We start from the raw sequence: 25,144 nt of genomic DNA on the forward strand, positions 1-25,144 counted from the left end.
AAATGTCCGATGGAAGCAATGGTTTATTCTTTTCTGACGCGCTCATATTTTATGTAAAGAATAAAAAAACTTGACATCCGATACTATGAATGTTACGATAACAAAGGTTAAGAATACAAGCTAATGGTTGAAAGCAGAGGCTGCCCGCTTCTCACCTGTTCGACGCATTGGGGCTGTTGACAGGTTTGGAAAATGTGAAAAGTGAATACGCTTTTTTTGCGTATTTTTCGGCGGGCGGACATCTTCTGAAATGTCCGTCTTTTTTTGTGGACATAACAGAACAACAGCAACATTTCAACCGGGGATTTTCAAACTGTGTATTCGCGACATAACCTTGGAGGTGGATTTTTATTAGCAAAGAGTTGTACGTAAACGAAGGGATACGTGCACGTGAACTTCGTGTCATTGATCAGAACGGTGAACAAATCGGAATTTTATCCCGCAATGAAGCTTTGGAAATGGCTGCTCGCGTAAACTTGGACCTTGTTCTTGTAGCCCCTCAAGCGAAGCCGCCTGTTGCCCGGATCATGGACTACGGCAAGTTTAAGTTTGAGCAGCAAAAGAAAGAGCGTGAAATCCGCAAAAATCAAAAAGTCATCCATATGAAAGAAGTTCGTTTAAGTCCGACGATTGACGAACATGACTTCCAAACAAAACTTCGAAACGCAATCAAATTCCTTCAAAAAGGGGATAAAGTAAAATGTACTTTGCGTTTCAAAGGACGCGCGATTACGCATACAGACATTGGACAACGGGTGTTGGACCGTTTTGCCGAAGAATGTGCTGAATATGCTACGGTGGAACAAAAGCCGAAGTTGGAAGGCCGCAGCATGTTTTTAATCCTTGCCCCAAAAACGGAAAAATAAGATTACGAAATAAGGTTTAGGAGGAAATACTATGCCAAAAATGAAAACTCATCGTGGCGCAGCTAAGCGTTTCAAAAGAACAGCTACAGGTAAATTCAAATTTGACCGTGCTTACGGCAGCCACTTAGCTGCAAGCAAAACAACGAAACAAAAACGTCAATTGCGCAAAGCAAAAGTAATGACTGCAGGCGACTATAAACGCATTAAATCTTTACTAGCATACAAAAAATAATCGGAACGTTTGATAAAATTTTCGAAAGAATAGCAGGAGGTAATTTACTATGCCACGCGTAAAAGGTGGAAATGTAGCGCGCAAGCGTCGTAAAAAAGTGTTGAAATTAGCAAAAGGTTATTTCGGTTCAAGACATACTTTATATAGAACAGCAAACCAGGCGGTAATGAAATCCGGTCTTTATGCATATCGTGACCGCCGTCAAAGAAAACGCGATTTCCGCAAATTGTGGATCACGCGCATCAATGCGGCTGCACGCCAAAACGGCCTTTCTTACAACCGCTTAATGTACGGCTTAAAACAAGCGGGAATCGAAGTAAACCGCAAAATGTTGGCTGATTTGGCAGTAAACGATGCAAAAGCTTTCGCGCAACTTGCCGAAGAAGCGAAAAAAGCGATTGCGAAATAACAATTGATTGATTCATGAATGAACGGAAACAATTTCAGAGGCTGGTAGGGAAATCCTATCAGCCTTTTTCATTCAAGGAGAAGCCCGGATGAAAGAAATGATCGTTATTTACTTTATCAGTATTTCCGCGATTTGTTTTGCATTGATGGGAATTGATAAATCGAGGGCGAAAAGAAAGAAGTGGCGCATTTCCGAAAAGGCGCTGCTGATGTCGGCAATCTTGGGAGGAGCTTGCGGGGGGGGGCTGATCGCAATGGTCTTGTTCCGGCATAAAACCAAACATGCCATCTTTGCTTTGGGACTGCCATTGCTTGCCATCGCACAAATTTGCTTCTTCTTCTATTTCTGAACGCCGACAGCGCTTTATCCTCAAGTTCAAGCGGGTCATGTCCTGCAATAGAACATAACCCGCTGGAAGTTGGGGAGCTTTTCAAGCATGCAGAGCCGATCTGCACGGCTGACTATTTTTCTTTGTCCTCCTTCATCAATTGTTCAATGGGATTTTTCCAATTGATTTTCGCTTTCGGATAATTCATTAAAATTTCCTTCTCCAAAAATTTAAAATCTTCTTTCGTCAATCCTTGGAGCTTTGCCGGATCATGGACCCAGACGAAAATGGAAACCACTTCAAAGGCGTCATCCGTTGTCCCTAAATATTTTTCACCTTCGAACATGGCCCCTTTATACGTAATGAAGAAATTTTTTCGCACGTTTTTGACATCATCATAAAAATAATATTGTCCCTTTTCATGGGCTTCATCCAATTTGCGTTTAGGATCCGTCAAGTAACGGAAAGCTTTATAAAACAAATAGATAATGACGAGTATGATAATAATACGCAGAAGAAGAGCCATAAAAAGTTCCCCCTTGTATAAAAGGTATTATATCCTATACGATTAAGATAGAAAATAAGTTTCATTTTTTATGGAAAATGAGGGATGGCATCTATGGAATTTATCGAACTGTTCGACATGCAAGCACAACTCGATTCATTCATACAAAAAAATCAGCAAGTCAACCGGGATGTGTTTTTGGAAAAAGGATTGGCGTTGACGATTGAGCTGGCGGAGTTGGCGAATGAAACCCGCTGTTTTAAATATTGGAGCACGAAAGGTCCTTCCGAACGGGAAGTGTTATTGGAGGAATTTGTGGATTCCATTCATTTTCTGCTTTCATTGGGAAATGAAAAAGGCTACCGGCTTCATGCATGGCCGGAAGTGAAGCGGAAGGAAGATTTGACGACATGGTTTTTAAAAACCCAGGAGGCTATTTTGACCTTTATTCATCATCCAACCGAGGAGCATTATCTGAAAGTTTGGCAATATTACGGAGTGCTCGCCTATAATTTGGGTTTTACATTGGAGGATATTATAAAGGCATATATTGCGAAAAATGAAAAAAATTATGAGCGGCAACGCAATGGTTACTAAGGAGGAAGAAAAAATGGATGAAACTTTGCAAATGCTGAAAGATTTGACGGACGCAAACGGCATAGCCGGCAACGAAAAAGCGCCGAGAGCGGTCATGAAAAAGTATATCGAGCCTTTTGCGGACAACATTGAGTATGATAATTTGGGAAGTTTGATTGCGGTAAAGCGCGGCGATGAAAAGGGCCCAAAAATTATGATGGCCGGCCATTTGGATGAAGTCGGGTTCATGGTGACACAAATTGATGACAAAGGATTTATTAAATTCCAAACAGTCGGCGGCTGGTGGGCCCATGTCATGCTTTCGCAACGGGTGACGATCACAACCCGTTCAGGGGAAGAAATCATCGGCGTCATCGGTTCAAAACCGCCGCATATTTTGCCGCAGGAACAAAGAAAGAAAACGGTTGAAATCAAAGACATGTTCATTGATGTGGGCGCGACATCAAAAGAGGAAGCGGAAAGCTGGGGAATACGCCCAGGGGATATGATTACGCCGTATTTTGAATTCAATGTGATGAAAAACGAAAAAATGCTCCTTGCAAAAGCCTGGGACAACCGGATCGGCTGCGCCATTGCCATCGAAGTGTTGAAGCGCTTGAAAAACGAAAAACATCCAAACATTGTATATGGAGTAGGCAATGTGCAGGAAGAAGTGGGCTTGCGCGGCGCCAAAACATCCACTTTCAAAATACAGCCGGACATCGGTTTTGCAGTGGATGTGGGGGTTGCCGGGGATACGCCGGGAATCACTTCAAAAGAAGCGATGTCAAAATTGGGGGCAGGGCCGCAAATCATTATCTATGATGCTTCGATGGTTTCCCATAAAGGGTTGCGGGATTTCGTCATCGAAGTGGCGGAAGAGAACAACATCCCATATCAATTTGAAGCAATGCCGGGAGGAGGAACGGATGCCGGATCCATCCATTTGACAGGCAGCGGAGTGCCGACCCTTTCCATTGGCGTTGCCACTCGTTATATACACTCCCATGCGTCCATCTTGCACCGCGACGATTTTGAAAACACGGTCAGATTGATGGTGGAAGTGGTAAAACGGCTTGACTGGGATGCCGTGAATAAAATCAAGTTTGAATGAGAGGATTCATATTTTCTCTCTTTTTTGTTTTTTGGCACAATAAAGAAAAGATTTATGCATAAACTGTCCATTTTTTGCCGCAAAGAATACGAATATTTATGAGTGTTTTTCTTGATACAGTATGAATATAATTGTATTTTTATTCTTATTGTTTGAATATTTCTTTAATTGAATAAAAATAAAAAAATAATAAAAATGCACTTGATTTTATAAATATGCAATTGTATAATGAAGACATCTAACGATAAAGGAGCGGAACTTGATTGATGAAATTGTTGGAGGAAGTGCAGCTACAGCCCGTTTCCAGTCTGAAGGGCAAAGATTTGCTTACGCTGCTTGATTATACAAGTGAAGAAGTGCAAGAGCTGATCAGCCTTGCATCAAAAATGAAAAAAATCACGAAAAACGGCAGATGTCCAAAGTTGTTGGAAGGAAAAATCCTCGGAATGATTTTCGAGAAAAACTCAACCCGTACGCGCATTTCCTTTGAAGTGGGAATGCATCAGTTGGGAGGGAAAGCCATATTCCTTCATGCGCGGGATATGCAGCTTGGACGCGGAGAACCAATTTCCGATACAGGTTTGGTATTATCAGGCTATTTGGATGGGATTATGATCCGCGCCAACTCCCACAAAATGGTGGAGGAATTGGCGGAGTATGCAACGATTCCGGTCATTAACGGATTAACAGACCTCTATCATCCATGCCAGGCTTTGGCCGATCTTGAGACGATCGTTGAAAATAAAGGAACATTCAAAGGATTAAAAACTGCATATGTCGGAGACGGGAATAACGTTGCCCACTCATTGGTAGTTGCAGCTGCCCATGTAGGAATGGATATTGCGGTTGCTACGCCAAAAGGCTATGAGCCAAATGAACAGATTGTAAAGAGAGCGCAGGCAATTGCCGAGAAAAACGGCAGCACCATTACAATTACAAATGATCCGGTTGAAGCCGTAAAAGATGCAGATGTCGTGTATACAGATGTATGGACTAGCATGGGCCAAGAAGAGGAAGCTGCACAGCGATTGAAAGATTTCCAAGGTTATCAAATCAATGATGAACTTGTGGCTCATGCAAAACCGGACTTCATGTTCCTGCATTGCTTGCCTGCCCATCGGGAAGAAGAAGTGGCAACATCCGTTATCGACGGTCCGAATTCATACGTCTTCGAGCAAGCAGAGAATAGACTGCATGCTCAAAAAGCAGTTTTACTATCCTTGCTTTCTTAATTTAGGTAAGAAAAGAAAACTAATGTGCTCTGCCCCGAAAGCGGAGCGTCAGGGGCAAGCAGAGAATAGACTGCATGCTCAAAAAGCAGTTTTACTATCCTTGCTTTCTTAATTTAGGTAAGAAAAGAAAACTAAAGCGTTCTGCCCGGAAGCGGCAGGGGGGCAGAAAACACTTGAAGTTGAAATGGTTTGCTATACGATGTGGTTTTCAGGGTGGGTTGAAACACATCGCTACTATATCAAGACAATCCGGGAGGCGCTGGATTGTCTTTTTTTAGTGTGAACAAACCCATAAAGAAATTGAATCCGGAAGGTATAATGTTAATTGTACAAGGCATAATGACGAAAGAAAATGGTTCCGTTATGATGGAATTGAGAACGAATCATAATGGCGGCCGGGGGTGAGAAGCTTTGGGGATTTATTAATCGATTTACTAAGCGGAAAATCCTTGTTATTAAAAAAAATTAAAGAAGAGAAATGGCAGGATATCAGCGATGTTCACATCACCAATTCGGAATTTTCGATATTGGAAAAGGCTTACAAAAAAAATAAACAGCTGATTTCCCATATCGCAAAACAAGTGGAATTTTCAAGACAGGCAACCCATAAATTCATTAAACAATTGGAAGAAAAACAACTGGTGATCACCAAAAAGGCGAATCTGAGGGATAAATACATCGAACTGACCGGATTGGGAGAAGCGTGTTATGAAAAACATGTCGCGCTAAAAAAAGAATTGGAAAATATGATTGCCGAACAAATCGGTGAAGAAAAATTAAAAAGGTTAAAAGAAATATTAAAGATGGACTGGGGAATATAGCAAAAGGGCTTGGAGATGCTTCTCCAAGCCCTTTAATGTTGAAATGCCTTTGCCAAGGCTTCCGTAAATTTGGAGTGTTCTTCTTCACTCGTGTTTTGCCACCATTTTTCCAATAATACGCCAAGTCCTGGTAGCAGATGTTCATCTCCGCGGGAAATGGCGTCCTGAATGGTTTCCCGAAATTGTTCCGGACCATCCCCTTTTACATTCTCTGTAACTGCATGTCTAATTTGAAAGTCCATACCATTCGCCTCCTCGAGTAGTAGTTTGTTCCACTCGAAGGAGATTATGCGCTTTTTTTGATTTAAAGCTTTTGTCTGACGTTCGCTAAGCCAATTGAAGCATGCGGTCCAGTGCCAATAAAGCGTCTTTTGTAGTTTCGGGATCCACTTTAATCACGTTTCCTTCTTCGCCATTCACAATGATTTCAAGTGCCCAGACAAGATGAGGCAAATCGATCCGGTTCATCGTCAAGCAAGGGCACATATTGTCGTTGAGACAGATAATATGCTTGTCGGGATGTTCGGCAATAATCCGTTTTACAAGGTTCATTTCTGTTCCGATTGCCCAGCTGGAACCTGCCGGCGCCTTTTTGAGCGTTTCAACAATATATTTTGTGGAACCGTGATAGTCGCTTGCCTGAACCACTTCAAATGAACATTCGGGATGTACAATGATGTTCATTTCAAGGTATTTTTCCCGCACTTCACGGACATTTTCGATCGTAAATCCTTGGTGGACGGAGCAATAGCCGTCCCATAAAATGATTTTAATGTCCTCTGCATCTCCATCATATTTTAATTCGCCTGCGATCGGATTCCACAATGCCATTTGTTCCAATGGGATTCCCAAATCATAAGCGGTATTTCTTCCTAAATGTTGATCCGGTATGAAGAAAATCCGCTCTTTTTGTGTGAATGCCCATTGCATCATTTTTTTGGCATTGGAAGAAGTGACACAGGCGCCGCCATTTCGTCCGGTGAATGCCTTAATGGCGGCTGTAGAGTTGACATACGTCAAAGGAATGATGGTATCTCCAAAAATGGAAATCAGTTTTTCCCATGCTTCTTCCGTTTGATAAATGTTTGCCATATCCGCCATGGAGCAGCCGGCCCGAAGATCGGGCAAGTACACAATCTGGTCATCGGCTGTCAACATGTCAGCCGTTTCGGCCATGAAGTGCACGCCGCAAAAGACGATATGTTTCGCTTCCCTGTTTTGGGCGGCCGCCTGGGCAAGCTGCAATGAGTCACCGGTTGCATCGGCAAATTGGAAGACTTCATCTTTTTGATAATGATGGGCAGGTATAAACAATTCACTGCCTAGCTGCTCCTTTATTTCGCGAACACGATTTTCCATTTCTTCCCTGGACATGTGCCGATATTTTTCTGGCAACATTCCAAATGTCGGGAGATTGCAAATTGATGTCATACTTCAACGTCCTTTCTTTTGACTAATGCACTAATGTCCAAAGCTTTGACCGAATGGGTGAGCGAGCCGAGAGAAATCCATTCAACGCCCGATTCAGCGTAGCTGCGCAAATTTTCCAATGTGATGCCCCCGGAAGCTTCCGTCGCAATATGTTCCGGGACGAGCGGCAGCCATTCCTTGATTTCTTCCGGAGTGCGATTATCAAACATAATGATATCCGCACCGGCTTCAATGGCCTCCAATAATTGTTCCTTCGTCTCGATTTCCACTTCGACTTTCACCGTATGGCCAATTTTGTATTTGGCCAATTGGACGGCTTTTGAAATGCTTCCGGCAAATGCGATATGATTGTCCTTTAACATGATGCAATCATATAAACCGCTGCGGTGATTGTATGCCCCGCCCGTTCTGACCGCGTATTTGTCGAGCATTCGGAGGCCCGGCATCGTTTTTCGGGTATCGCAAATTTTTGCTCTTGTCCCTTCCGTCAACTCCACCGCTCGCCTTGCATTTGTCGCGATGCCGCTCATCCGCTGAATCAAGTTTAAAATGACCCGTTCACCGCTCAAAAGGCTCCGCAATGAACCTTCTATGACGGCGATTTTGTCCCCTTTGCGGAGTTCTTCCCCGTCATCTTTCAGCAAAGTGACTTCCAGCGCCGGATCGAGCAATCGAAAGCCGGTTTCGATAATATCGGCACCGCAAAAGATGCCGTCTTCTTTTGCATAGAAAGTAAAGGAGCCCTGTTCTTTGGGCGAAAAAATCGTTTCGCTGGACAGGTCGCCATCACCGATGTCTTCATTGAAGAACTGTTTCAGCATTTCTTGCAATTTGATTTTGTTCATAAAGTCCGTCCCTCACATCATGTTTTCCTTGTTTAAAAATAATCCATTTATGTTGCCATTCATCCACTGTGGATGGAAAGTCCTTACGGATATGGGAGCCGCGGGATTCTTCGCGCAAGAGTGCCCCATGTACAATTAATGATGCCGTGATATGCATAAATAGTTGTTCGATTGTTTCCCTGTCTAATGCATCTAAATCAAGGTTTGAAACATCTTCGTACGTTGGCAATTTTTTCAGTAATTCGGCCAGTCCTTCTTTCTCTCTGACAATGCCGGCTTTTGCAAACATTTCTTTTTGCAAAAGACATGGCGGCATTAACGGTGGAAGTTTTGAGGATTTATGGCCGGCTTCACGGATTGTAAAGTTTTTTTGACTGCTTCCGTATTGAAGCAGGTGTTCGGCCATCAATTTTCCAAACGTCACGCACTCGAGCAGTGAATTGCTGGCAAGGCGATTTGCGCCATGTACGCCTGTACAGGCGGTTTCCCCGACGGCAAAGAGTCTTGGGATGCTTGTCCGTCCATATGCGTCGCTGATGATGCCCCCCATGAGGAAATGGCTTCCGGGAGCGATCGGAATCCGTTTTTTTGATAAATCGATTCCATGCTCTTTGCAAATGCTTGTAATCGTTGGAAACTTATCTTCAAAGTCTTTTATTTTGGAAATATCGATATAAACTTCATGTCCTTTGGCGCGATGTTTATATATTTCGTAGGCGGTAATATGCCGCGGAGCCAAATCTTCCAGAGGATGGACCCCTTTCATGATCCGGTTTCCCTCTTCATCGGCAAAGAGACCGCCGGCTCCCCGGACCGCTTCGGAGACAAGCCCATGGGTCTTGCCGTCCACGTAGATCAAGCTCGGATGGAATTGGACAAATTCCATATCGGTAATTTCTGCTCCCGCAAGATATGCAAGAGCGATACCGTCACCGAAACTATCGGGGCAGTTGGAAGTGTATTCATACAGTGCTCCCGCGCCGCCGGTCGCAACGATGACATAAGAAGCGAGATAGGTTGCATTCCCTTCGCGGGATTTTGTTTTCACCCCGATGCATTCGCCATTTTCATTGATCAGAAGTTGATAGGCCAATTCATGATCATGGATTTTTACGCGTTTAGGCAATGAATCCAGCAAATAGTTTACTAGATGACGCCCGGTCGCGTCCCCTCCGGAATGGATGATCCTTGGTTTGCTGTGGGCTCCTTCAAGCCCGAGGGAAATCGAACCATCGGGAGCGCGGTCCACCGGAAAATGTTGTCCGATTAATTGTTGGATTGTATTCCTTCCTTCTTCCACCAGTTTTTTTACGTTTTCCTCATCATGGTGAAAAACGCCTGCATGGAGCGTGTCTTGCATGTGTAAACTTGTGCCGTCTTCTTTGCCGGTCACCGCCGCGATGCCGCCTTGCGCTTTATAGGAGCTTCCGTTTGTTACATCGCTTTTTGTGATGATATGCACTTGATATTTTTCTGCAAGAATTCTTGCTGTCTGCAGAGCGCCCGCGCCGCTCCCGAGAATGACGATGTCTGTTTTGATCACCATAACGTTACCTTCTTTACAGTTGTCTTGACACTTATATTTACATAAAATAAGGGATAACACAAGCATTTACACACATTATTTTTGTAATGTAATGTATACTAATTGTTCATATTTTTAGCAGAAACGGGGTATATTCATGATTTATTTGGACTATGCTGCCACAACACCTATGATGGATGTAAGCATCGAGGCGTATTGCGCCGCCGCAAGAGAAGCGTTCGGGAATACTTCCAGTCTGCATGACGAAGGAGGAAAAGCGTCATTTTTATTAGAAAGTTCAAGGGACGTGATTGCCAAAAAACTGGGGGTATCCAGAGACGGTGTTATTTTTACGGGGAGCGGTACGGAAGGCAATATTTTGGCAATTTTGTCTTTGGCCCGCGCAGGGGACGGAAAGCATGTCATCACTTCCAGCGCGGAACACACGAGTGTCCATGCCGCAATGAACACCCTTGAGAGGGAAGGCTATGAAATTACAAAACTTCCCCTTTCGGAACAAGGAATTGTGGATGTTGAACTGTTGGAAAAATCAATCCGCCCCGACACATCGCTCATTTCAATTCAACACGTCAATTCAGAAATCGGCTCCATCCAGCCGGTGCTTGAGATTGCAAAAGTTGCGCGGAAATACAATATTCCATATCATGTAGATTGTGTCCAGTCCTTCTGCAAACTGGACGTAACCGAATTTTCAAAATACGTTGACGCCATTACGGTATCCGCCCATAAAATCGGTGGACCAAAAGGCTGTGGTGCGGTATATTTAAATCCGCGCAGAAGAATTTTGCCTCTGTTTCCCGGGGTGACCCATGAAAAAGGATTAAGGGGCGGCACTGTCGATACCCCGGCGGTTTACGCTTTTGCCACGAGTGTAGAACATTATCAATATGATATTAATAAATTTTGGAAGCTAAGAAATCAATTAAAAGCGTCCGTTCAAGGAACAAATTGCTACTTCATCGAAGCGGATGAAGCCCATCAGCTTCCAAGCATATGCGGCATGTGCATTAAAGGGGCGGAAGGGCAGTACGTCATGCTGCGCCTGAATGAAGAAGGGATTTGCATTTCAACGGGAAGTGCCTGCGACATCAACAGCAAATCAGGGACAAAGGCGATCCTTGCGATGGGGCGCAGTCTTTCGGAAGCCCGCACCTTTTTCCGGATCTCCTTTGGTATCCATACAACGGAGGAAGAAATTCAGCAATTAAGAAATGCATTAATTCAAATCGATCAGGAAATCAAAACCATGAAATAAAGGCGGTCTTTGCACAATGAAACGGATTGAATCGGTACAGAATGCGCAGGTCAAGCATTGGAAAAAACTTGTGACTTCAAGAAAAGAGCGGGATAAAACGGGGGAGTATATCGTTGAAGGCTTTCACTTAGTGGAAGAGGCATTGAAAAATAAAGATCAGGTCATACATCTCATTATCCGGGAAGGCACCGCTCTTCCAAGGCAATGGCCGTTGGATGATGTTGCCCTTGTGGAAGTGACGGAAAAGGTGGCGAAGGAAATTGCCGAAACGGAAACTTCCCAAGGAGTCTTTGCCCATTGTAAACAAACGGTATTTACCGGGGCAGATCAGGCAAAATGGACGAAATTGCTCCTGATTGACAGCGTGCAAGATCCCGGGAATATCGGCACAATGATTCGCACGGCCGATGCAGCCGGCATTGACGCTGTCGTTTTGGGAAAAGGGTGCGCGGATGCCTATAATCCGAAAACATTGCGTTCAGCACAAGGCTCCCATTTCCATCTTCCGGTTATTCGTGGCGACTTATCCGAATGGATCGGCATATTAAAGCAGCGGGAAATCCCTGTATATGGAACGGCTCTTGAGAATGCAGTCGATTATCGGGAAGTGGAAAAGCCGGAACGGTTCGCTTTGCTTGTGGGAAATGAAGGAAGCGGCGTCCAAAAGGAGCTTTTGGAGAAAACCGACCAAAATGTGATAATTCCGATTTTGGGACAGGCAGAATCATTGAATGTGGCAGTCGCGGCAGGAATTTTATTGTATAAGTTCATGGAATGAAAATCTCCTGTTTTTTTCTGCCGGAAAGGACATGGAAAGCGCCTATTAATAACGGTCATAAGTTTTTTAATAAAGGAATTGAACCAATATACAAAGGCACCCACTTGAAACAGTTGTTAATTTATCGTAGAATTAACTATGATTTTTCATGGAGCGATTATATTGGAAAAATGCGTTTGTAGCGGGAAGAGTAAATATTCAGGACTGCATTACAGGGAGCGTAAGCCGTGACTGGAAGCTTATGCATGCAGCGAATATTGAAGTTCACCCCGCGAGCAGCATCCGGGACCAGAGAGCATTCTCTGTAAAGGATTGCCGGCGAAATGCCGTTATGCCAATGAAGTGATTGCAGTATTGCAATAACTAGGGTGGTACCGCGAACGTTCCTCGTCCCTTGGTCCGGGACGGGGATTTTTTATTATATGGAACTTTATATCGCTGCCAATCTTAGGAAAAACTAGAATTTACGAATTTCATCCAGGGAAAAATGTGCAAATCCGCATGTCGGACAATTTACAACACTTCAATTTAAGGAGGTTACATGATGGAACAGCAGTTAAAACAAATTGAGCAGGAAGCCATTGCGGAAATTGCTGCTTGTACGGACTTAAAAGAATTGAATGATGTACGAGTTAAGTATTTAGGAAAAAAAGGGTCCATTACGGAAGTGTTGAAAGGGATGGGTAAACTTTCCCCTGAAGAGCGACCAAAAATCGGGGCCCTTGCCAATACGGTGCGTGAGAAAGTAACGCAAGAATTGGAACAGCGTGCAAAAGTGCTGGAACAACAACAAATTCAGGAACAGCTGGAAAAGGAATCCGTTGACGTTACGCTTCCGGGACGTAAGGTGCGGACAGGAAACAGACATCCATTGACACGGGTTGTGGAGGAATTGGAAGATTTGTTCATCTCCATGGGATATGAAGTGGCAGAAGGTCCTGAAGTGGAGACGGATTATTACAACTTCGAAGCCTTGAACTTGCCGAAAGGGCACCCTGCCCGCGATATGCAAGACACTTTCTACATTACGGAAGAAACATTGCTTCGCACCCATACTTCACCGGTGCAGGCGAGGACGATGCTTGCGAAAAAAGGAAAACCGTTCCGCATCATTTGTCCGGGAAAAGTGTATCGCCGGGATACAGACGATGCGACCCATTCCCATCAATTTATGCAAATTGAAGGGCTTGTGGTAGGAGAAAACATCCGCATGAGCGACCTGAAGGGTACTTTGGATAAACTGGCAAAAAGAATGTTTGGAGAGGACCGGGAAATCCGCCTGCGTCCAAGTTTCTTCCCATTTACAGAACCGTCGGTCGAAATGGATATATCCTGCTTCCGCTGCGGAGGAAATGGATGCAATGTATGTAAACATACCGGCTGGATTGAAATACTGGGAGCCGGCATGGTTCATCCAAACGTGCTTCAAATGGGCGGCTATGATCCGAAGAAATTCTCCGGCTTTGCCTTTGGTATCGGCGTAGAGCGCATCGCGATGTTAAAGTACGGCGTGGAAGACATCCGGAACTTCTATATCGATGACATTCGATTCTTATCACAATTTCGACGTGCAGAAGGGTAAGGGGGTCACAGCATGTTAGTTTCATTGAAATGGTTGCAAGAATATGTGGATATTGAAGATATATCGCCTGAAGAGTTGGCAGAAAAAATTACTCGTGCCGGAATTGAAGTCGATTCCGTCATCGACCGTTCCCAGGGGATGACCAATATCGTCGTAGGTCATGTATTGTCCAAAGAAAAACATCCGGATGCGGATAAATTAAGCATCTGCAAAGTGGATGTCGGAACGGACGTGCGGCAGATCATTTGCGGCGCGCCAAATGTGGAAGCAGGCCAAAAAGTCATCGTTGCGTTGCCTGGAGCCAAACTTCCAGGGGGCATCAAAATTAAAAAAGCAAAAATGCGCGGCCAAGAATCCAACGGAATGATCTGTTCCTTGCAGGAGCTTGGCATTGAAGGGCGTGTTGTGCCTAAAGCGTTTGCTGACGGGATTTACGTTTTGCCCGATGACGCGGTACCCGGCTCCGATGCTTTGGAACTGATCGGCCTGCGGGATACCGTGTTGGAGCTCGACTTGACGCCAAACCGTTCCGATGCCCTTTCCATGCTCGGAGTGGCTTATGAAGTGGGTGCCATTTTATCACGGGATGTGAATTTTCCGGAAATTAAATATGAAACTTCTAAAGAAAAAGCGGAAGACTACATCAAGGTGCGTGTGGATGCAACGAAAGAAAACCCATTATACGCGGCAAAAGTCATCAAAAATGTCAAAGTGGCAGAATCGCCGTTATGGCTGCAGCATTATTTAATGGCGGCAGGAATCCGGCCGCACAATAACGTTGTCGACATCACAAACTTTGTATTATTGGAGTATGGCCAACCGCTTCATGCATTCGACTACGATTCTTTAGGCACCGGCGAAATCGTCGTCCGTTTGGCGAAAGAAGGAGAAAAAATTGTAACATTGGATGACCAGGAACGGACGCTAAAAAGCCATCATCTTGTCATCACCAACGGCAATGAACCGGTTGCGGTTGCCGGTGTGATGGGAGGCGCCAACTCCGAAGTGACGGAAGACACGACAACGGTAGTCCTTGAAGCCGCTTATTTTGAAGGGCTTTCGGTACGCACCACTTCAAAGGATTTAGGTTTGCGTTCCGATTCCTCCGTACGCTTTGAAAAGGGCGTGGATCCAAACCGGGTGCTGGAAGCCCAGGAGCGTGCAGCCCAGCTCCTTTGCGAATTGGCAGGAGGGGAAGTGCTGGAAGGAACTGTGCTTGTGGATGAACTTGATAAAACGCCTGCGCGGATTGTCATTTCCCCGGATGAAATCAATGCAAAATTGGGAATGAAAATTCCGTTGGATGATATGATCTCCATTTTGCAGCGTCTAAAATTTGATGTGGAAGCCAAACGCGGTTTGTTGGTCATCGATGTGCCGACCCGCCGGCAAGATATTAAAATTGAGGAAGATATCATCGAAGAAATCGCAAGACTTTATGGCTACGATGAAATTCCGCTCACTTTGCCGGAAGGAAAAATGCACATCGGAGGATTGACTCCATATCAGCAAAAACGCCGGATTGTCCGCAATTTCTTGGAAGGAGCGGGATTATATCAAGCAATCACTTATTCATTGACTTCGGAAGAATGGTCCCAAAAATTTGCGTTGAAAAAAGAAGAAACGACAAAATTGTTGATGCCGATGAGCGAAGAACGTTCCACTTTGCGTCAAAGCTTGATCCCTCACTTATTGGAAGCGGCAAGCTATAACTTGGCCCGCCAGGCGGACTCTGTAGCTTTATATGAAATCGGTTCGGTGTTCCTCGGAAAAACAGAGGAAGGCTTGCCTTTTGAAGAGGAACATGTGGCTTTTGTCATCACCGGCAAATGGGTGGACGATGCTTGGCTGGGAGATAAACGAAACGCCGATTTCTTCACCGCCAAAGGTATCGTGGAAGGACTTTTGGAAAAACTCGGTTTGACTGAACGGATCACCTATGAAAAAGGAACGATGGAAGGGTTGCATCCTGGACAAACAGCCAATATTTTACTTGACGGAGAACGTGTAGGCATCATTGGGGGCCTTCATCCATCCGAACGTAAAGAATGGGATTTGAAAGAAACATATGTAGTGGAACTAAATCTGCACGCTCTTTTGCGCGCCGAAGCTAAAGGCGTTGAATATGATCCGGTTCCGCGCTTCCCGCTTGTGACACGGGATGTGGCCGTTGAAGTCGACCGCACTGTTCCGGCAGGAGAACTTGAAGCCATCATACTCAATTCCGGAACGAAGTTGTTAAAAGCGGTGAAAGTGTTTGATGTTTATGAGGGGGAAAATATCGAAGCCGGCAAAAAATCCGTCGCCTTCACATTGACATACTTTGATCCGGAAAGAACATTGACGGATGAAGAAGTGGCGAATGCCCATGATAAAGTATTGAACGCTTTAAAAGCGGCCGGCGCTGCCATCCGATAAGGGATCAAAAAAATTGAAATCAATTGATTATTGAGGCTGGAACTTGATTCCGGCCTTTTTTGTTTATTAGAAGTTTTTTTAGGAGCGCATGAGGGAAATATTGTATAATTTTGTTGATGGAAACCAATGGAATAAGGAGTGACCGAGCTTGAAAAAAATCCGAAAGGCCATTATTCCCGCAGCAGGACTGGGTACACGATTTTTGCCGGCTACCAAAGCGATGCCAAAAGAAATGCTGCCGATCGTCGATAAACCGACGATTCAATATATTGTGGAAGAAGCGATTGCTTCAGGCATTGAAGATATCATCATTGTTACCGGGAAAGGGAAGCGCGCGATTGAGGACCATTTTGACCATGCCTTTGAACTGGAAGCAAATTTAATAGAAAAAAAGAAATACGATTTATTGGAAAAGGTGCGTTTTTCCTCCGACATCGATATCCACTATATCCGTCAAAAACAGCCTCTGGGACTTGGCCATGCCGTCTGGTGCGCCCGCAAATTTATCGGGGACGAACCTTTTGCTGTTTTGCTCGGAGATGATATTGTCCAAAGCGAAGTGCCCTGTTTAAAGCAATTAATCAATCAATACGAGAAAACATATTCCAGCGTCATTGCAGTAATGGAAGTGCCTGACGATGAAATACACCGCTACGGCGTCATTGATCCTGTTTCAACCGATTCCCCTTTAATGCAAGTGAAAAAATTTATGGAAAAGCCATCAAAAAATGAAGCTCCCTCCAATTTGGCAATTATTGGACGATACATTTTAACTCCGGAAATTTTCAGTTTTCTGGAACAAATGAAAATGGGAAAAGGCGGAGAAATTCAGTTGACGGATGCGATTGAAGAATTGAATACCATTCAAAGGGTGTTTGCATACCGCTTTGAAGGGAAACGCTACGATGTCGGAAATCCGTTAGGGTTTATTGAAACAACCATCGATTTTGCGCTGCAGCGGAAGGATTTGGGCGAGGAAGTAAAAAGGTTCATCATTAAAAAGGCTGAAGAGCTTTCTGTTCAAAGTCAAAATTAATAAAAGATGATTTTTTTACGTAAAATGGAAATAGGAATCCGGTTAAGCCGTTTAAGTTTTGAAGAATTTCAGATTTGAAAAGACCATCAGGCTTCCAATAGAGGATGAAGTGAAAAATGATGAGAAATGAGGCAATTCCATTGAGAACTCATCCAGTTCAAACCACATTATTAAATTGCGGCATAAGCAACGAGGTTCTGAATACCTATAAAGAAAGAGTCGAGAGATTTCATTTCGAATTAGAAAACTCCGATGACATGACCGGATGGATTGATTATCCATTGATGGATCATGAACAATTATTCCGTGAAATCGAATCGCTCAAGGAAGAGATTTCCGGAAACGCAGATGTGTTTGTGGTGATCGGGATCGGAGGTTCTTTTTTAGGAGCCCGTGCAGTTCAAGAGGCTTTAACTCCTTACTTTGGTGCCCGGGAAAATGGAACCGAAGTCAAATATGTAGGCCATCATATGAGCGGCGCCTATTTACAGCAATTGCTCCACTATTTGGATGACAAAGAGATATACATCAATGTCGTTTCAAAATCCGGTTCCACGATGGAAACGGCTTTGGCCTTCCGTGTATTGAGGCAATACATGGAAAACCGGTACGGGGATGATGCGGCACAACGCATCATTGTCACAACCGATCCGGAAAAAAGTCCTTTAAAGAGGATTGCGGAAAAAAACGGCTATAGACATTTTGCCGTACCGCCCGATATAGGAGGCAGATATTCGGTTTTTACGCCGGTAGGGTTATTGCCGATTGCCGTGGCAGGAATCAATATCCGATCCTTTATGGAAGGCGCAAGGAACGCCGCTCTGGAATTAAAAGAAAGCGATTTGACCCTCAATCATGCTTATCAATATGCGGTCATCAGAAATAAACTATACAACGAAGGCTATAGTGTGGAAGTCCTCGCTTCCTTTGAACCTGCTTTAAAACAATTCCACGAGTGGTGGAAGCAGCTGTTTGGAGAAAGCGAAGGGAAAGAGGGGAGAGGCATATTCCCGACGTGTCTAACCTTTTCCACGGATTTGCATGCCATTGGCCAATTCATTCAGGAAGGAAGCCCGATCCTGTTCGAAACCCTTCTCCATTTCCAAGAAACAGAAGGGGACTATATTGTGCCGTTTGATCAGCGCAACGAAGATGGTTTAAATTACTTAGCCGGCCGCTCCTTCAATGAAATCAACGCGACATCCAAACAAGGGACGGCATTGGCCCATGCGGAAGGCGGGGTGCCGGTCATCCAGCTGGAAATGAAAAAACTGGATGAATATCATTTGGGTTACCTGATGTATTTTTTCATGAAAGCCTGCGCCATGAGCGCCAAATTAATCGAGGTCAACCCTTTCGACCAGCCGGGAGTGGAAGCGTATAAACGAAAAATGCTTGAGTTGTTAAAAAATCCGAAATAACATAGGGACTTATTCAACATCATTTTGATTATTTTCCTTAGCCTGTTCCAATGATATTGGTCTGGCAATGCCATATAAAGCGCCAAGCACACCGCTGATGGCATGGATTAGTCCAAAAGTGTAGAGATCGAAGTAAAGCCGGCTTGTTTCTTGATTGAGTGCAAAAATCGGGCCTTTGATGGAATTTTTCATATCAATAAAAAGATATAAAAGGATGCCGATTAGGACGATTCCTCCAAAAATGCCCATGATTTTTCCAACGCTTGTTACCGTCCCGATAGCGGTCGCAAAGTAACGAAAAGTCGTTAATAAGCTTAAACATAAGAACGGGAATAGGAAAATAACGCCGATGAATCCCAGATTCCCTGTTGCCCCCTTTGGCTGTACGTTGAACAGCTGATTGACGATTAAAAAGCCGAAAAAGGAAATGGCCAAACTAATCAGCCAACTTAAGCGGATCACATGCATCATCCATTTCTCGTTAGTATTTTTACTCCCCAATATTATATCGCATCCAGAAAATAATTCATGAATTTTATGAAAAAAGTGCAAAACCAAGGAATTTTGGACATTTTGTAGAATGAATAATAATGAAAATCATGAAAGGGGATGCGATGATGTTGACGAAAGATGATGCAGTGCTTGTTTTGATTGATATTCAAGGAAAGCTTGCGCGCATAGTGGACAAGAGTGAATTTGTAATCGGCAATATTGCCAAAATGGTGCAGGGGGCAAAAGTGTTGGGGCTTCCAATCCTATGGCTTGAACAATATCCAAAAGGATTGGGTCCGACAGTGGAAGAAATTTCGCGTCATTTGACAGAGGAGCGGCCGATCGAAAAGATTACATTCAGCGCTTATGATACGCCCGAGTTTGTGAAGGCACTCGAAGCAACAGGAAGAAAAAAAGTATTAATTGCCGGGATCGAAACCCATATTTGCGTCTACCAGACGGCTGTCCACTTGCTTCAAAATGGTTATGAAGTGGAAGTGTTGGCGGATTGTGTTTCTTCCCGGACAGCCTTGAACAGGGAAATCGGATTGGAAAAGATGAAGCAATGCGGCGCAAAATTGACAAGCGTCGAAATGGCGCTGTTTGAAATGCAGCAAATCGCCCGTGGAGACGAATTTAAAGCTATCAGCAAAATTGTCAAATAAAAAAGGATATGAAAAAAAATTATCATCCACTCAGGATGATAATTTTTTTGTTTTTTTCTCAGAAGCTGCGAAACGGTTGCAGATACGGTTTTTCAGTTGTTATTCTTTTTCAAAAAATTGATCATGTCTTTCGCGAATGGACGGATTTTCTTTCTTTTTAGGAATATGAAATTCTTCCTCCATTCCAAACTCTTCCATATTTCTGACACCCGCCCGATCTTTTCCTTTTACGATATTGAATAAGGTTTTATGGTTTTCCAAATCCATCCGATGATCCATGCCGGTCGCTCCTTTCGTGCTTAATATGGAGAAATTGCGGTAGGTTATACATAGAAAAAATTGGAGATGATGAAGGGGAAGGTTTTATATAGCGGCGATTTAAAGCGCCGTGCATGTTCCGATTCGGATAAGGAGAGAAGCGGATGGCCGATTAATTTGGCTAATCATAAACCATAATTATTTTTAATGATAAAAATTGTCATTTATTATGAATAACTGATAGAATCCAACAATATATTCTATGAATGAAAAGGATATTATGTAGGATTTGGGAGGAAGGAACATTGTCAATCAACAAAGGGCAATTAATAGAGTTGATCGAAAATTTACCGACATCTGCGCATATTACGACTTACTACTATTTGAAAAATTTAACGAAAAGAAATGATGTTTTTGATGAAATAGATTTTGAAGATTATTCTTTTATCATGGATCAAAAGAAAAAAGAAGATTCTTTTTGGGTAGATGCGTTTATGGAGTATCATTTAAATTCCTAGCAATAAAGGATTGTTGAAAAAAAAAGAATAGGAAGTAGATGAAATATCCTAGTAATTTATTCCTATTACAAAAAGTTTTCAAAAATTTTACGGGGCTCATTTATGTGAAACTAGTAACAATAAAGGTTTATAAGATTTAATATTACAAAGTAACAAAACTGAAAAAATCCTTCCATAAATTTTGTGATGAATTCATCATCAAAACCCGGTATGATGAATTTGCACAAAACAATGGAAGGGTGATTGAATGTTCAAGAAATTGAAAAAAGGTGCAGGCGCACTTGTGTTATCAATTGGATTATTATTGCCAGCAACCGTTTTTGCTGCTGAAACATATACCGTTGTAAAAGGCGATACGCTTTGGAAAATTGCGGTGAAGACCCAAACGAGTGTGCAGGAATTAATCAATGCGAATCCGCAATTGCAAAACCCGAATTTAATATACCCGGGTCAAAAAATTAATATACCGGAAAAAGAAGGACATGCTTATGAGCAGGAAGTCATCAGACTTGTCAATGTCGAGCGCGCCAAAGCCGGATTGCCGGCGCTGCAATATGATTGGGAATTGGCGAGGGTTGCAAAACATAAATCACAGGATATGCATGACAAGAAATATTTCAGCCATACAAGCCCGACTTACGGCTCACCGTTTGATATGATGAAAAGCTATGGAATCAAATATCGTTCGGCCGGGGAAAACATTGCCATGGGCCAATCCACGCCGCAACAAGTTGTGAATGCATGGATGAACAGCTCCGGCCACCGCGCCAATATCTTGAACAAAAACTTCACGCACATCGGAGTCGGTTATGTGAAAGACGGCCACTATTGGACGCAAATGTTCATTCAAAAATAAACAATTGACACTATTAAAATAAAAGTCTGTCCGGAAAATGAAAAATTCACTTTCCGGACAGACTTTTTCTTTATTCATCTTTTGCGCCAAAAATAAGATTCTAATATAATTTTTCATGGTAGAAATTTTTTGTTGTTCATAAAATTAAGGAATATGAAAAATGGTCGACGTCCCGATCGGCCATTTTTTATAGTTATGCTTGCATGTTTCTGCATATTTTTTTCGCTTTTTCCGTATTCGAAAAATGCCATTTGGATATGGAGCGGAGGGTTTCTTCCCCGTGACGGGTTAAAATTTTGGCTGCCATCTCGTCCACGAGCAGGCCGGCTCCCTTTTGAAGGGGAAGCCCAACCATCGAAGACAGGCGGTCCATTTCGCGCAAAAAGGCATAGCGGGCAATGATGGAAGCAGCCGCAACAGCAACGTGGAGCTGTTCCGCTTTCGTCGAAAAAAGGACATTTTCCCGAATCACATCTTTTTCGTTCTGAAGATAGCCATAGTATGTTTCACGTTCCACAAATTGATCGATTAAGATGTAATCCGGTTCGGCAGGAGAAATTTTTTCAAGCACATGTTTGATCGCCTGATTGTGTAAAAGTGCTTTCATTTTCCCTTGATTGTAGCCTTGGCTGTGCAGGGCATTATATTTTTCGTTGCGCAAGATTAGCAGGCTATGGGCGCATGAGGCGATAATATCCGGTGCGATTTCCCGGACCGCCTGATCGCTCAGTTGTTTTGAATCTTTTACCCCCATTTCTGTTATGCGCCCGATTTGATCTTTTGGCACAAAGACGGCGGCGACAGTAATGGGGCCGAAATAATCGCCGGTTCCGGTTTCATCCGAACCGATGACGGACAATGTTGAAAAGTTTTCAGGCAATGTGTCGCCTTTTAAAACCATCGATGTTTGCGTACCCGGTCTCTGTCTTGTCCCGCCAAAGCGGCGCGCTTCCCGCTCTGCCCCTGCCCCTTGAAACATGACTTTTCCGGTGCGGTAAATGGTGACGGTTACATCCGGAAGTTTCGCGGAAAATACAACACCCGGCGCATTCCGTTCCACTTTATTTTCTATATATGCAGCTTCCACCTCACGGCATTGTTCGGGGGACAAATGCAATACGATATTTGTCATAGATAGATCCTTTCTTTTTTTGGGAATTTAATTTGATTTTATCAAAAAAACGTCAACATGATAAACTCATCCAAGTCCCGGTTGTATGATAAGCAACAAAGATGTTATGATTTATTTATTGATTCTGGAAACTTTTTTATTTACATACGATTGCAAGACCAGTTTCTCGAATGTCAGCTTTTTAGGGGGTGTCATCTTGGCTGAACAGGAAAAAAATAAAATAGAAGTCAAAATTTATGGGTCCACCTATAAACTGGTAGGTCCCGAATCCATCGGCCACTTGCGGCTGGTCGCTTCCATAGTGGATGATAAAATGCGGGAAATCAAAGCTCATAACCAATCCCTTGATACGACGCAATTAGCAGTCCTGACAGCGGTGAATACGGTCCATGAATTATTAAAGCTGAAAGAAGAAGTAGAGAGATTGGAAGAAGAATTGAAAAAATTGAAGGGTTGAACTGCATGTTGGATATTATTTTGATTGTTATTTTTGCCATTAGCTTGTTGATCGGAATAAAACGCGGTTTTATCTTGCAGGCCATTAACCTTGTCGGTTTTTTTGTGGCATTGATTGTGGCTTTTATTTATTATAAACCTCTCGCGGAAAAGTTTATGTTATGGATTCCTTATCCGGGGCTGGAACCGGATTCTTCTCTTACGCTGATGCTTGATGCATTGGATGTGGACCGGACTTTTTACCGCATTATCGCTTTTGCGGTCATTTTCTTTGTAGTAAAGCTTGCGATGCAAATTGTGGCTTCGGCATTTGATTTTTTAACATTTTTGCCTGTTTTGAAGTCTTTTAACCGCTTGTTGGGTGGATTGCTGTGCTTTGTGGAATTTTATTTCATTCTTTTCATTCTGCTATATGTGATGGCACTTTTGCCGATTGATACCGTTCAGGAATATATGGGAAGCTCCATTGTGGCCAATCTGATGCTCGAGCATACGCCGGTTGTGACCCAATTGTTCCAAAAGCTGTGGTACATTTATCTGGAAAATCAATAAGCAAATAAGGGTTCAAAAGTATCTTCCGGGCTGCGATGGAGATACTTTTTTGCAGTTTAATAAAGCAATAAAGGTGGGAAACTGTTGAATAAAAAAACCGTTGTTCGTACATTGGAAAAGATCGCGTTGTATTTGGAACTGAAAGGGGAAAACCCGTTCAAAGTATCGGCCTTCCGAAAAGCGGCGAATGCATTGGAACTGGATGAGCGGAGCCTTGATGAGATTGACGATTATACGAAAATCAAAGGGATCGGAAAGGGTACGGGGGCGGTCATCGAAGAATTAATCCGGACAGGCGAATCACAGCAATTAAAGGAATTGGAACAACAAGTGCCGAAAGGATTGATTCCCCTTTTGAAAATACCGGGGCTTGGCGGAAAAAAGCTGGCAAAGCTGTATCATGAACTGGGTGTGGATAGCGCTGAATCTTTAAGGGAAGCGTGTGAATCAAAGAAAATCCGATCGCTTCCGGGATTTGGGCCGAAAACGGAAGAAAAAATTTTAAAAGAGCTGGAACGTTTCGGGGAGAAAAAAGAACGGCTCCCCATCTGGTATCTTGAATCGGTTGTGCAAGAAATCGAAACCCTTCTTTCATCCATTCAGGAGATTGAACGCTTTTCTGTTGCAGGGAGCTTTCGCAGGGTCAACGAAACGAGCAAAGATCTGGATTTCGTGATTGCGACGAAGCATCCTGAAATCGTAAAGGAACAGTTGTTAAACCGACTGGCCGTCAAAGAAATTGCCGGCAGCGGGGAGACGAAAGTTTCGGTTGTGCTTGATTTGGACGAGCTTGTCAGCGTCGATTTCCGCCTGGTGTCGAATAATGAATATATTACGGCCCTCCATCACTTTACCGGTTCCAAGGAGCACAATGTCCGTATGCGGCAGTTGGCGAAGGAACAGGGCAAAAAGATCAGCGAATATGGAGTGGAGCAAGCGGATGGGCAAGTGATGACTTTCCAATCGGAAGAAGATTTTTTTGCCCATTTCGGCCTTCCTTATATTCCGCCGGCAGTACGGGAAACGGGGCAGGAACTGGACCGGTTGGATGAACTGGACCGGCTGGTTGCAATCGAAGATATCAAAGCGGATTTACATATGCATACGACTTTTTCCGACGGCGCCCATTCCGTGCAGGAAATGGGGGAAGCTTTAATCGGGAGAGGATATCAATTCGGAGCCATCACAGACCATTCGCAATCTTTGAAAGTGGCCAATGGATTGACACCCGAAAGGCTTAAAAAGCAGCGGGCAGAAATTGAAGCTTTTAATGAATCCCATCCAGGATTCACACTGTTTGCAGGAACGGAAATGGACATTTTGCCGGATGGCTCCCTTGATTATGACGACGATGTATTGAAAGAATTGGATTTTGTCATTGCTTCGATCCACACAAGCTTTTCGCAGCCGCAGGAAAAAATCATGGAACGTTTATTCAATGCTATTACAAACCCTCATGTTCACATGATCGCGCATCCAACGGGGCGCATCATCAGCCAGCGGGAAGGCTATCATCCGGATGTGGAACAATTGATTTATTGGGCCAAAGAGTACGGAAAAATTTTGGAGTTAAATGCGAGCCCCTACCGGCTTGATTTATGTGTGGAACATTTAAAACTGGCAATGGAACTTGGAGTGCCGATTGCGATCAATACCGATGCCCACGCCATTGAACAGCTTGATTATATGGCAATCGGAACAATGTATGCCCAAAAAGCGTGGCTGAAAAAAGAGCTGGTTGTCAATACATGGAGCGTGGAACAATTTAAGGAATTCATCCGGAAAAATAAATAATCATACGCATACAGACAGGAGTGTTC

The 25,144-nt window shown here is 43.6% G+C and carries 28 protein-coding genes and 2 other annotated features; of the genes, 20 read left to right on the forward strand and 8 right to left on the reverse strand.

The window, feature by feature from the left end; all coding sequences use genetic code 11:
* Positions 1-125 precede the first annotated feature (125 nt).
* Positions 126-272, forward strand: a sequence feature (ribosomal protein L20 leader region).
* 90 nt (positions 273-362) lie between these two features.
* The 4 genes from infC (at position 363) to FKZ59_RS08820 (ending at position 1,856) form a co-directional block, all read left to right on the forward strand.
* Positions 363-866 carry a translation initiation factor IF-3 gene (infC, locus tag FKZ59_RS08805; protein ID WP_141602391.1) on the forward strand — a complete coding sequence of 168 codons (504 nt, stop codon included), beginning with the start codon at positions 363-365 and terminating at the stop codon, positions 864-866.
* A gap of 31 nt (positions 867-897) precedes the next feature.
* The gene (gene rpmI, locus FKZ59_RS08810; protein ID WP_141602392.1) at positions 898-1,098 is read left to right on the forward strand and encodes a 50S ribosomal protein L35; all 201 of its coding nucleotides are present in this window, start codon (positions 898-900) and stop codon (positions 1,096-1,098) included.
* 49 nt (positions 1,099-1,147) lie between these two features.
* On the forward strand, positions 1,148-1,507 hold the full coding sequence (rplT, locus tag FKZ59_RS08815; protein WP_141602393.1) for a 50S ribosomal protein L20: 360 nt from the start codon (positions 1,148-1,150) through the stop codon (positions 1,505-1,507).
* An 88-nt stretch (positions 1,508-1,595) separates the two neighbouring features.
* Positions 1,596-1,856: a DUF1294 domain-containing protein gene (locus FKZ59_RS08820; RefSeq protein ID WP_141602394.1), complete on the forward strand. Its 261-nt coding sequence runs from the start codon at positions 1,596-1,598 to the stop codon at positions 1,854-1,856.
* Between the two features lie 112 nt (positions 1,857-1,968).
* Here FKZ59_RS08820 and FKZ59_RS08825 read toward each other — a convergent pair whose 3' ends face one another.
* A complete protein-coding gene (locus FKZ59_RS08825; RefSeq protein WP_141602395.1) occupies positions 1,969-2,361 on the reverse strand; it encodes a sigma-w pathway protein ysdB in 393 nt (130 codons plus the stop codon).
* A 93-nt stretch (positions 2,362-2,454) separates the two neighbouring features.
* On the opposite strand from FKZ59_RS08825, the gene FKZ59_RS08830 reads away from it, so the two are divergent.
* The 4 genes from FKZ59_RS08830 (at position 2,455) to FKZ59_RS08845 (ending at position 6,083) form a co-directional block, all read left to right on the forward strand.
* Positions 2,455-2,937 carry a dUTP diphosphatase gene (locus FKZ59_RS08830; protein WP_141602396.1) on the forward strand — a complete coding sequence of 161 codons (483 nt, stop codon included), beginning with the start codon at positions 2,455-2,457 and terminating at the stop codon, positions 2,935-2,937.
* Positions 2,927-4,030 (forward strand): M42 family metallopeptidase, encoded by a 1,104-nt coding sequence (locus FKZ59_RS08835; RefSeq protein WP_141602397.1) that lies wholly within the window; start codon positions 2,927-2,929, stop codon positions 4,028-4,030. Before FKZ59_RS08830 ends, FKZ59_RS08835 begins: the two co-directional genes overlap by 11 nt.
* A gap of 266 nt (positions 4,031-4,296) precedes the next feature.
* Positions 4,297-5,262: an ornithine carbamoyltransferase gene (gene argF / locus FKZ59_RS08840; RefSeq protein ID WP_141602474.1), complete on the forward strand. Its 966-nt coding sequence runs from the start codon at positions 4,297-4,299 to the stop codon at positions 5,260-5,262.
* A 401-nt stretch (positions 5,263-5,663) separates the two neighbouring features.
* Positions 5,664-6,083 carry a MarR family winged helix-turn-helix transcriptional regulator gene (locus FKZ59_RS08845; protein ID WP_141602398.1) on the forward strand — a complete coding sequence of 140 codons (420 nt, stop codon included), beginning with the start codon at positions 5,664-5,666 and terminating at the stop codon, positions 6,081-6,083.
* A gap of 32 nt (positions 6,084-6,115) precedes the next feature.
* Here the strand turns inward: FKZ59_RS08845 and sspI are convergent, their stop codons facing one another.
* The 4 genes from sspI to nadB all read right to left on the reverse strand — a co-directional run bounded on the left by sspI (position 6,116) and on the right by nadB (position 9,905).
* Positions 6,116-6,325: a small acid-soluble spore protein SspI gene (gene sspI / locus FKZ59_RS08850; protein ID WP_141602399.1), complete on the reverse strand. Its 210-nt coding sequence runs from the start codon at positions 6,323-6,325 to the stop codon at positions 6,116-6,118.
* An 85-nt stretch (positions 6,326-6,410) separates the two neighbouring features.
* Positions 6,411-7,514, reverse strand: coding sequence for a quinolinate synthase NadA (nadA, locus tag FKZ59_RS08855; protein WP_141602400.1), 1,104 nt, complete (start codon positions 7,512-7,514; stop codon positions 6,411-6,413).
* Positions 7,511-8,359, reverse strand: a complete 849-nt coding sequence (gene nadC / locus FKZ59_RS08860) for a carboxylating nicotinate-nucleotide diphosphorylase (RefSeq protein ID WP_141602401.1) — start codon at positions 8,357-8,359, stop codon at positions 7,511-7,513. Before nadC ends, nadA begins: the two co-directional genes overlap by 4 nt.
* Complete coding sequence (nadB, locus tag FKZ59_RS08865) at positions 8,313-9,905, reverse strand: L-aspartate oxidase (protein WP_141602402.1); 1,593 nt, start codon at positions 9,903-9,905, stop codon at positions 8,313-8,315. The genes nadC and nadB overlap by 47 nt, the downstream gene beginning before the upstream one ends.
* A 136-nt stretch (positions 9,906-10,041) precedes the next feature.
* Here nadB and FKZ59_RS08870 point away from each other — a divergent pair, with 136 nt between their 5' ends.
* The 6 genes from FKZ59_RS08870 (at position 10,042) to FKZ59_RS08895 (ending at position 18,395) form a co-directional block, all read left to right on the forward strand.
* Entirely contained in the window at positions 10,042-11,160 is a 1,119-nt protein-coding gene (locus FKZ59_RS08870) for a cysteine desulfurase family protein (protein ID WP_141602403.1), read from the forward strand.
* A 16-nt stretch (positions 11,161-11,176) separates the two neighbouring features.
* Positions 11,177-11,938, forward strand: coding sequence for a TrmH family RNA methyltransferase (locus tag FKZ59_RS08875; RefSeq protein ID WP_141602404.1), 762 nt, complete (start codon positions 11,177-11,179; stop codon positions 11,936-11,938).
* Between the two features lie 166 nt (positions 11,939-12,104).
* Positions 12,105-12,336, forward strand: a binding site (T-box leader).
* Between the two features lie 146 nt (positions 12,337-12,482).
* Positions 12,483-13,520: a phenylalanine--tRNA ligase subunit alpha gene (pheS, locus tag FKZ59_RS08880; protein WP_141602405.1), complete on the forward strand. Its 1,038-nt coding sequence runs from the start codon at positions 12,483-12,485 to the stop codon at positions 13,518-13,520.
* A gap of 12 nt (positions 13,521-13,532) precedes the next feature.
* Positions 13,533-15,938, forward strand: coding sequence for a phenylalanine--tRNA ligase subunit beta (gene pheT / locus FKZ59_RS08885; protein WP_141602406.1), 2,406 nt, complete (start codon positions 13,533-13,535; stop codon positions 15,936-15,938).
* Positions 15,939-16,086: 148 nt separating this feature from the next.
* Positions 16,087-16,974, forward strand: a complete 888-nt coding sequence (galU, locus tag FKZ59_RS08890) for a UTP--glucose-1-phosphate uridylyltransferase GalU (RefSeq protein WP_141602407.1) — start codon at positions 16,087-16,089, stop codon at positions 16,972-16,974.
* Positions 16,975-17,114: 140 nt separating this feature from the next.
* Complete coding sequence (locus FKZ59_RS08895; protein WP_141602475.1) at positions 17,115-18,395, forward strand: glucose-6-phosphate isomerase; 1,281 nt, start codon at positions 17,115-17,117, stop codon at positions 18,393-18,395.
* 9 nt (positions 18,396-18,404) lie between these two features.
* On the opposite strand, the gene FKZ59_RS08900 is transcribed toward FKZ59_RS08895, so the two are convergent.
* Positions 18,405-18,866 (reverse strand): hypothetical protein, encoded by a 462-nt coding sequence (locus tag FKZ59_RS08900; protein WP_141602408.1) that lies wholly within the window; start codon positions 18,864-18,866, stop codon positions 18,405-18,407.
* Between the two features lie 146 nt (positions 18,867-19,012).
* Here FKZ59_RS08900 and FKZ59_RS08905 point away from each other — a divergent pair, with 146 nt between their 5' ends.
* Entirely contained in the window at positions 19,013-19,552 is a 540-nt protein-coding gene (locus FKZ59_RS08905) for a hydrolase (RefSeq protein ID WP_141602476.1), read from the forward strand.
* A gap of 99 nt (positions 19,553-19,651) precedes the next feature.
* Here FKZ59_RS08905 and FKZ59_RS08910 read toward each other — a convergent pair whose 3' ends face one another.
* Entirely contained in the window at positions 19,652-19,831 is a 180-nt protein-coding gene (locus FKZ59_RS08910; protein WP_141602409.1) for a hypothetical protein, read from the reverse strand.
* A gap of 284 nt (positions 19,832-20,115) precedes the next feature.
* Here FKZ59_RS08910 and FKZ59_RS08915 point away from each other — a divergent pair, with 284 nt between their 5' ends.
* Positions 20,116-20,328: a hypothetical protein gene (locus tag FKZ59_RS08915; RefSeq protein ID WP_141602410.1), complete on the forward strand. Its 213-nt coding sequence runs from the start codon at positions 20,116-20,118 to the stop codon at positions 20,326-20,328.
* A gap of 247 nt (positions 20,329-20,575) precedes the next feature.
* A complete protein-coding gene (gene safA, locus FKZ59_RS08920; RefSeq protein WP_141602411.1) occupies positions 20,576-21,184 on the forward strand; it encodes a SafA/ExsA family spore coat assembly protein in 609 nt (202 codons plus the stop codon).
* 193 nt (positions 21,185-21,377) lie between these two features.
* Here safA and rnhC read toward each other — a convergent pair whose 3' ends face one another.
* Positions 21,378-22,316: a ribonuclease HIII gene (gene rnhC / locus FKZ59_RS08925; protein ID WP_141602412.1), complete on the reverse strand. Its 939-nt coding sequence runs from the start codon at positions 22,314-22,316 to the stop codon at positions 21,378-21,380.
* Positions 22,317-22,512: 196 nt separating this feature from the next.
* On the opposite strand from rnhC, the gene zapA reads away from it, so the two are divergent.
* From zapA to polX, 3 genes are all read left to right on the forward strand, one after another.
* Positions 22,513-22,773 carry a cell division protein ZapA gene (zapA, locus tag FKZ59_RS08930; protein WP_141602413.1) on the forward strand — a complete coding sequence of 87 codons (261 nt, stop codon included), beginning with the start codon at positions 22,513-22,515 and terminating at the stop codon, positions 22,771-22,773.
* A gap of 5 nt (positions 22,774-22,778) precedes the next feature.
* Entirely contained in the window at positions 22,779-23,324 is a 546-nt protein-coding gene (locus FKZ59_RS08935; RefSeq protein ID WP_141602414.1) for a CvpA family protein, read from the forward strand.
* An 84-nt stretch (positions 23,325-23,408) separates the two neighbouring features.
* Positions 23,409-25,118, forward strand: coding sequence for a DNA polymerase/3'-5' exonuclease PolX (polX, locus tag FKZ59_RS08940; protein WP_181733241.1), 1,710 nt, complete (start codon positions 23,409-23,411; stop codon positions 25,116-25,118).
* The last annotated feature ends 26 nt before the right edge of the window (positions 25,119-25,144 follow it).

It is taken from the genome of Ureibacillus terrenus (assembly GCF_006569205.1).
In the GTDB taxonomy this organism is placed as follows: Bacteria; Bacillota; Bacilli; order Bacillales_A; family Planococcaceae; genus Ureibacillus; species Ureibacillus terrenus.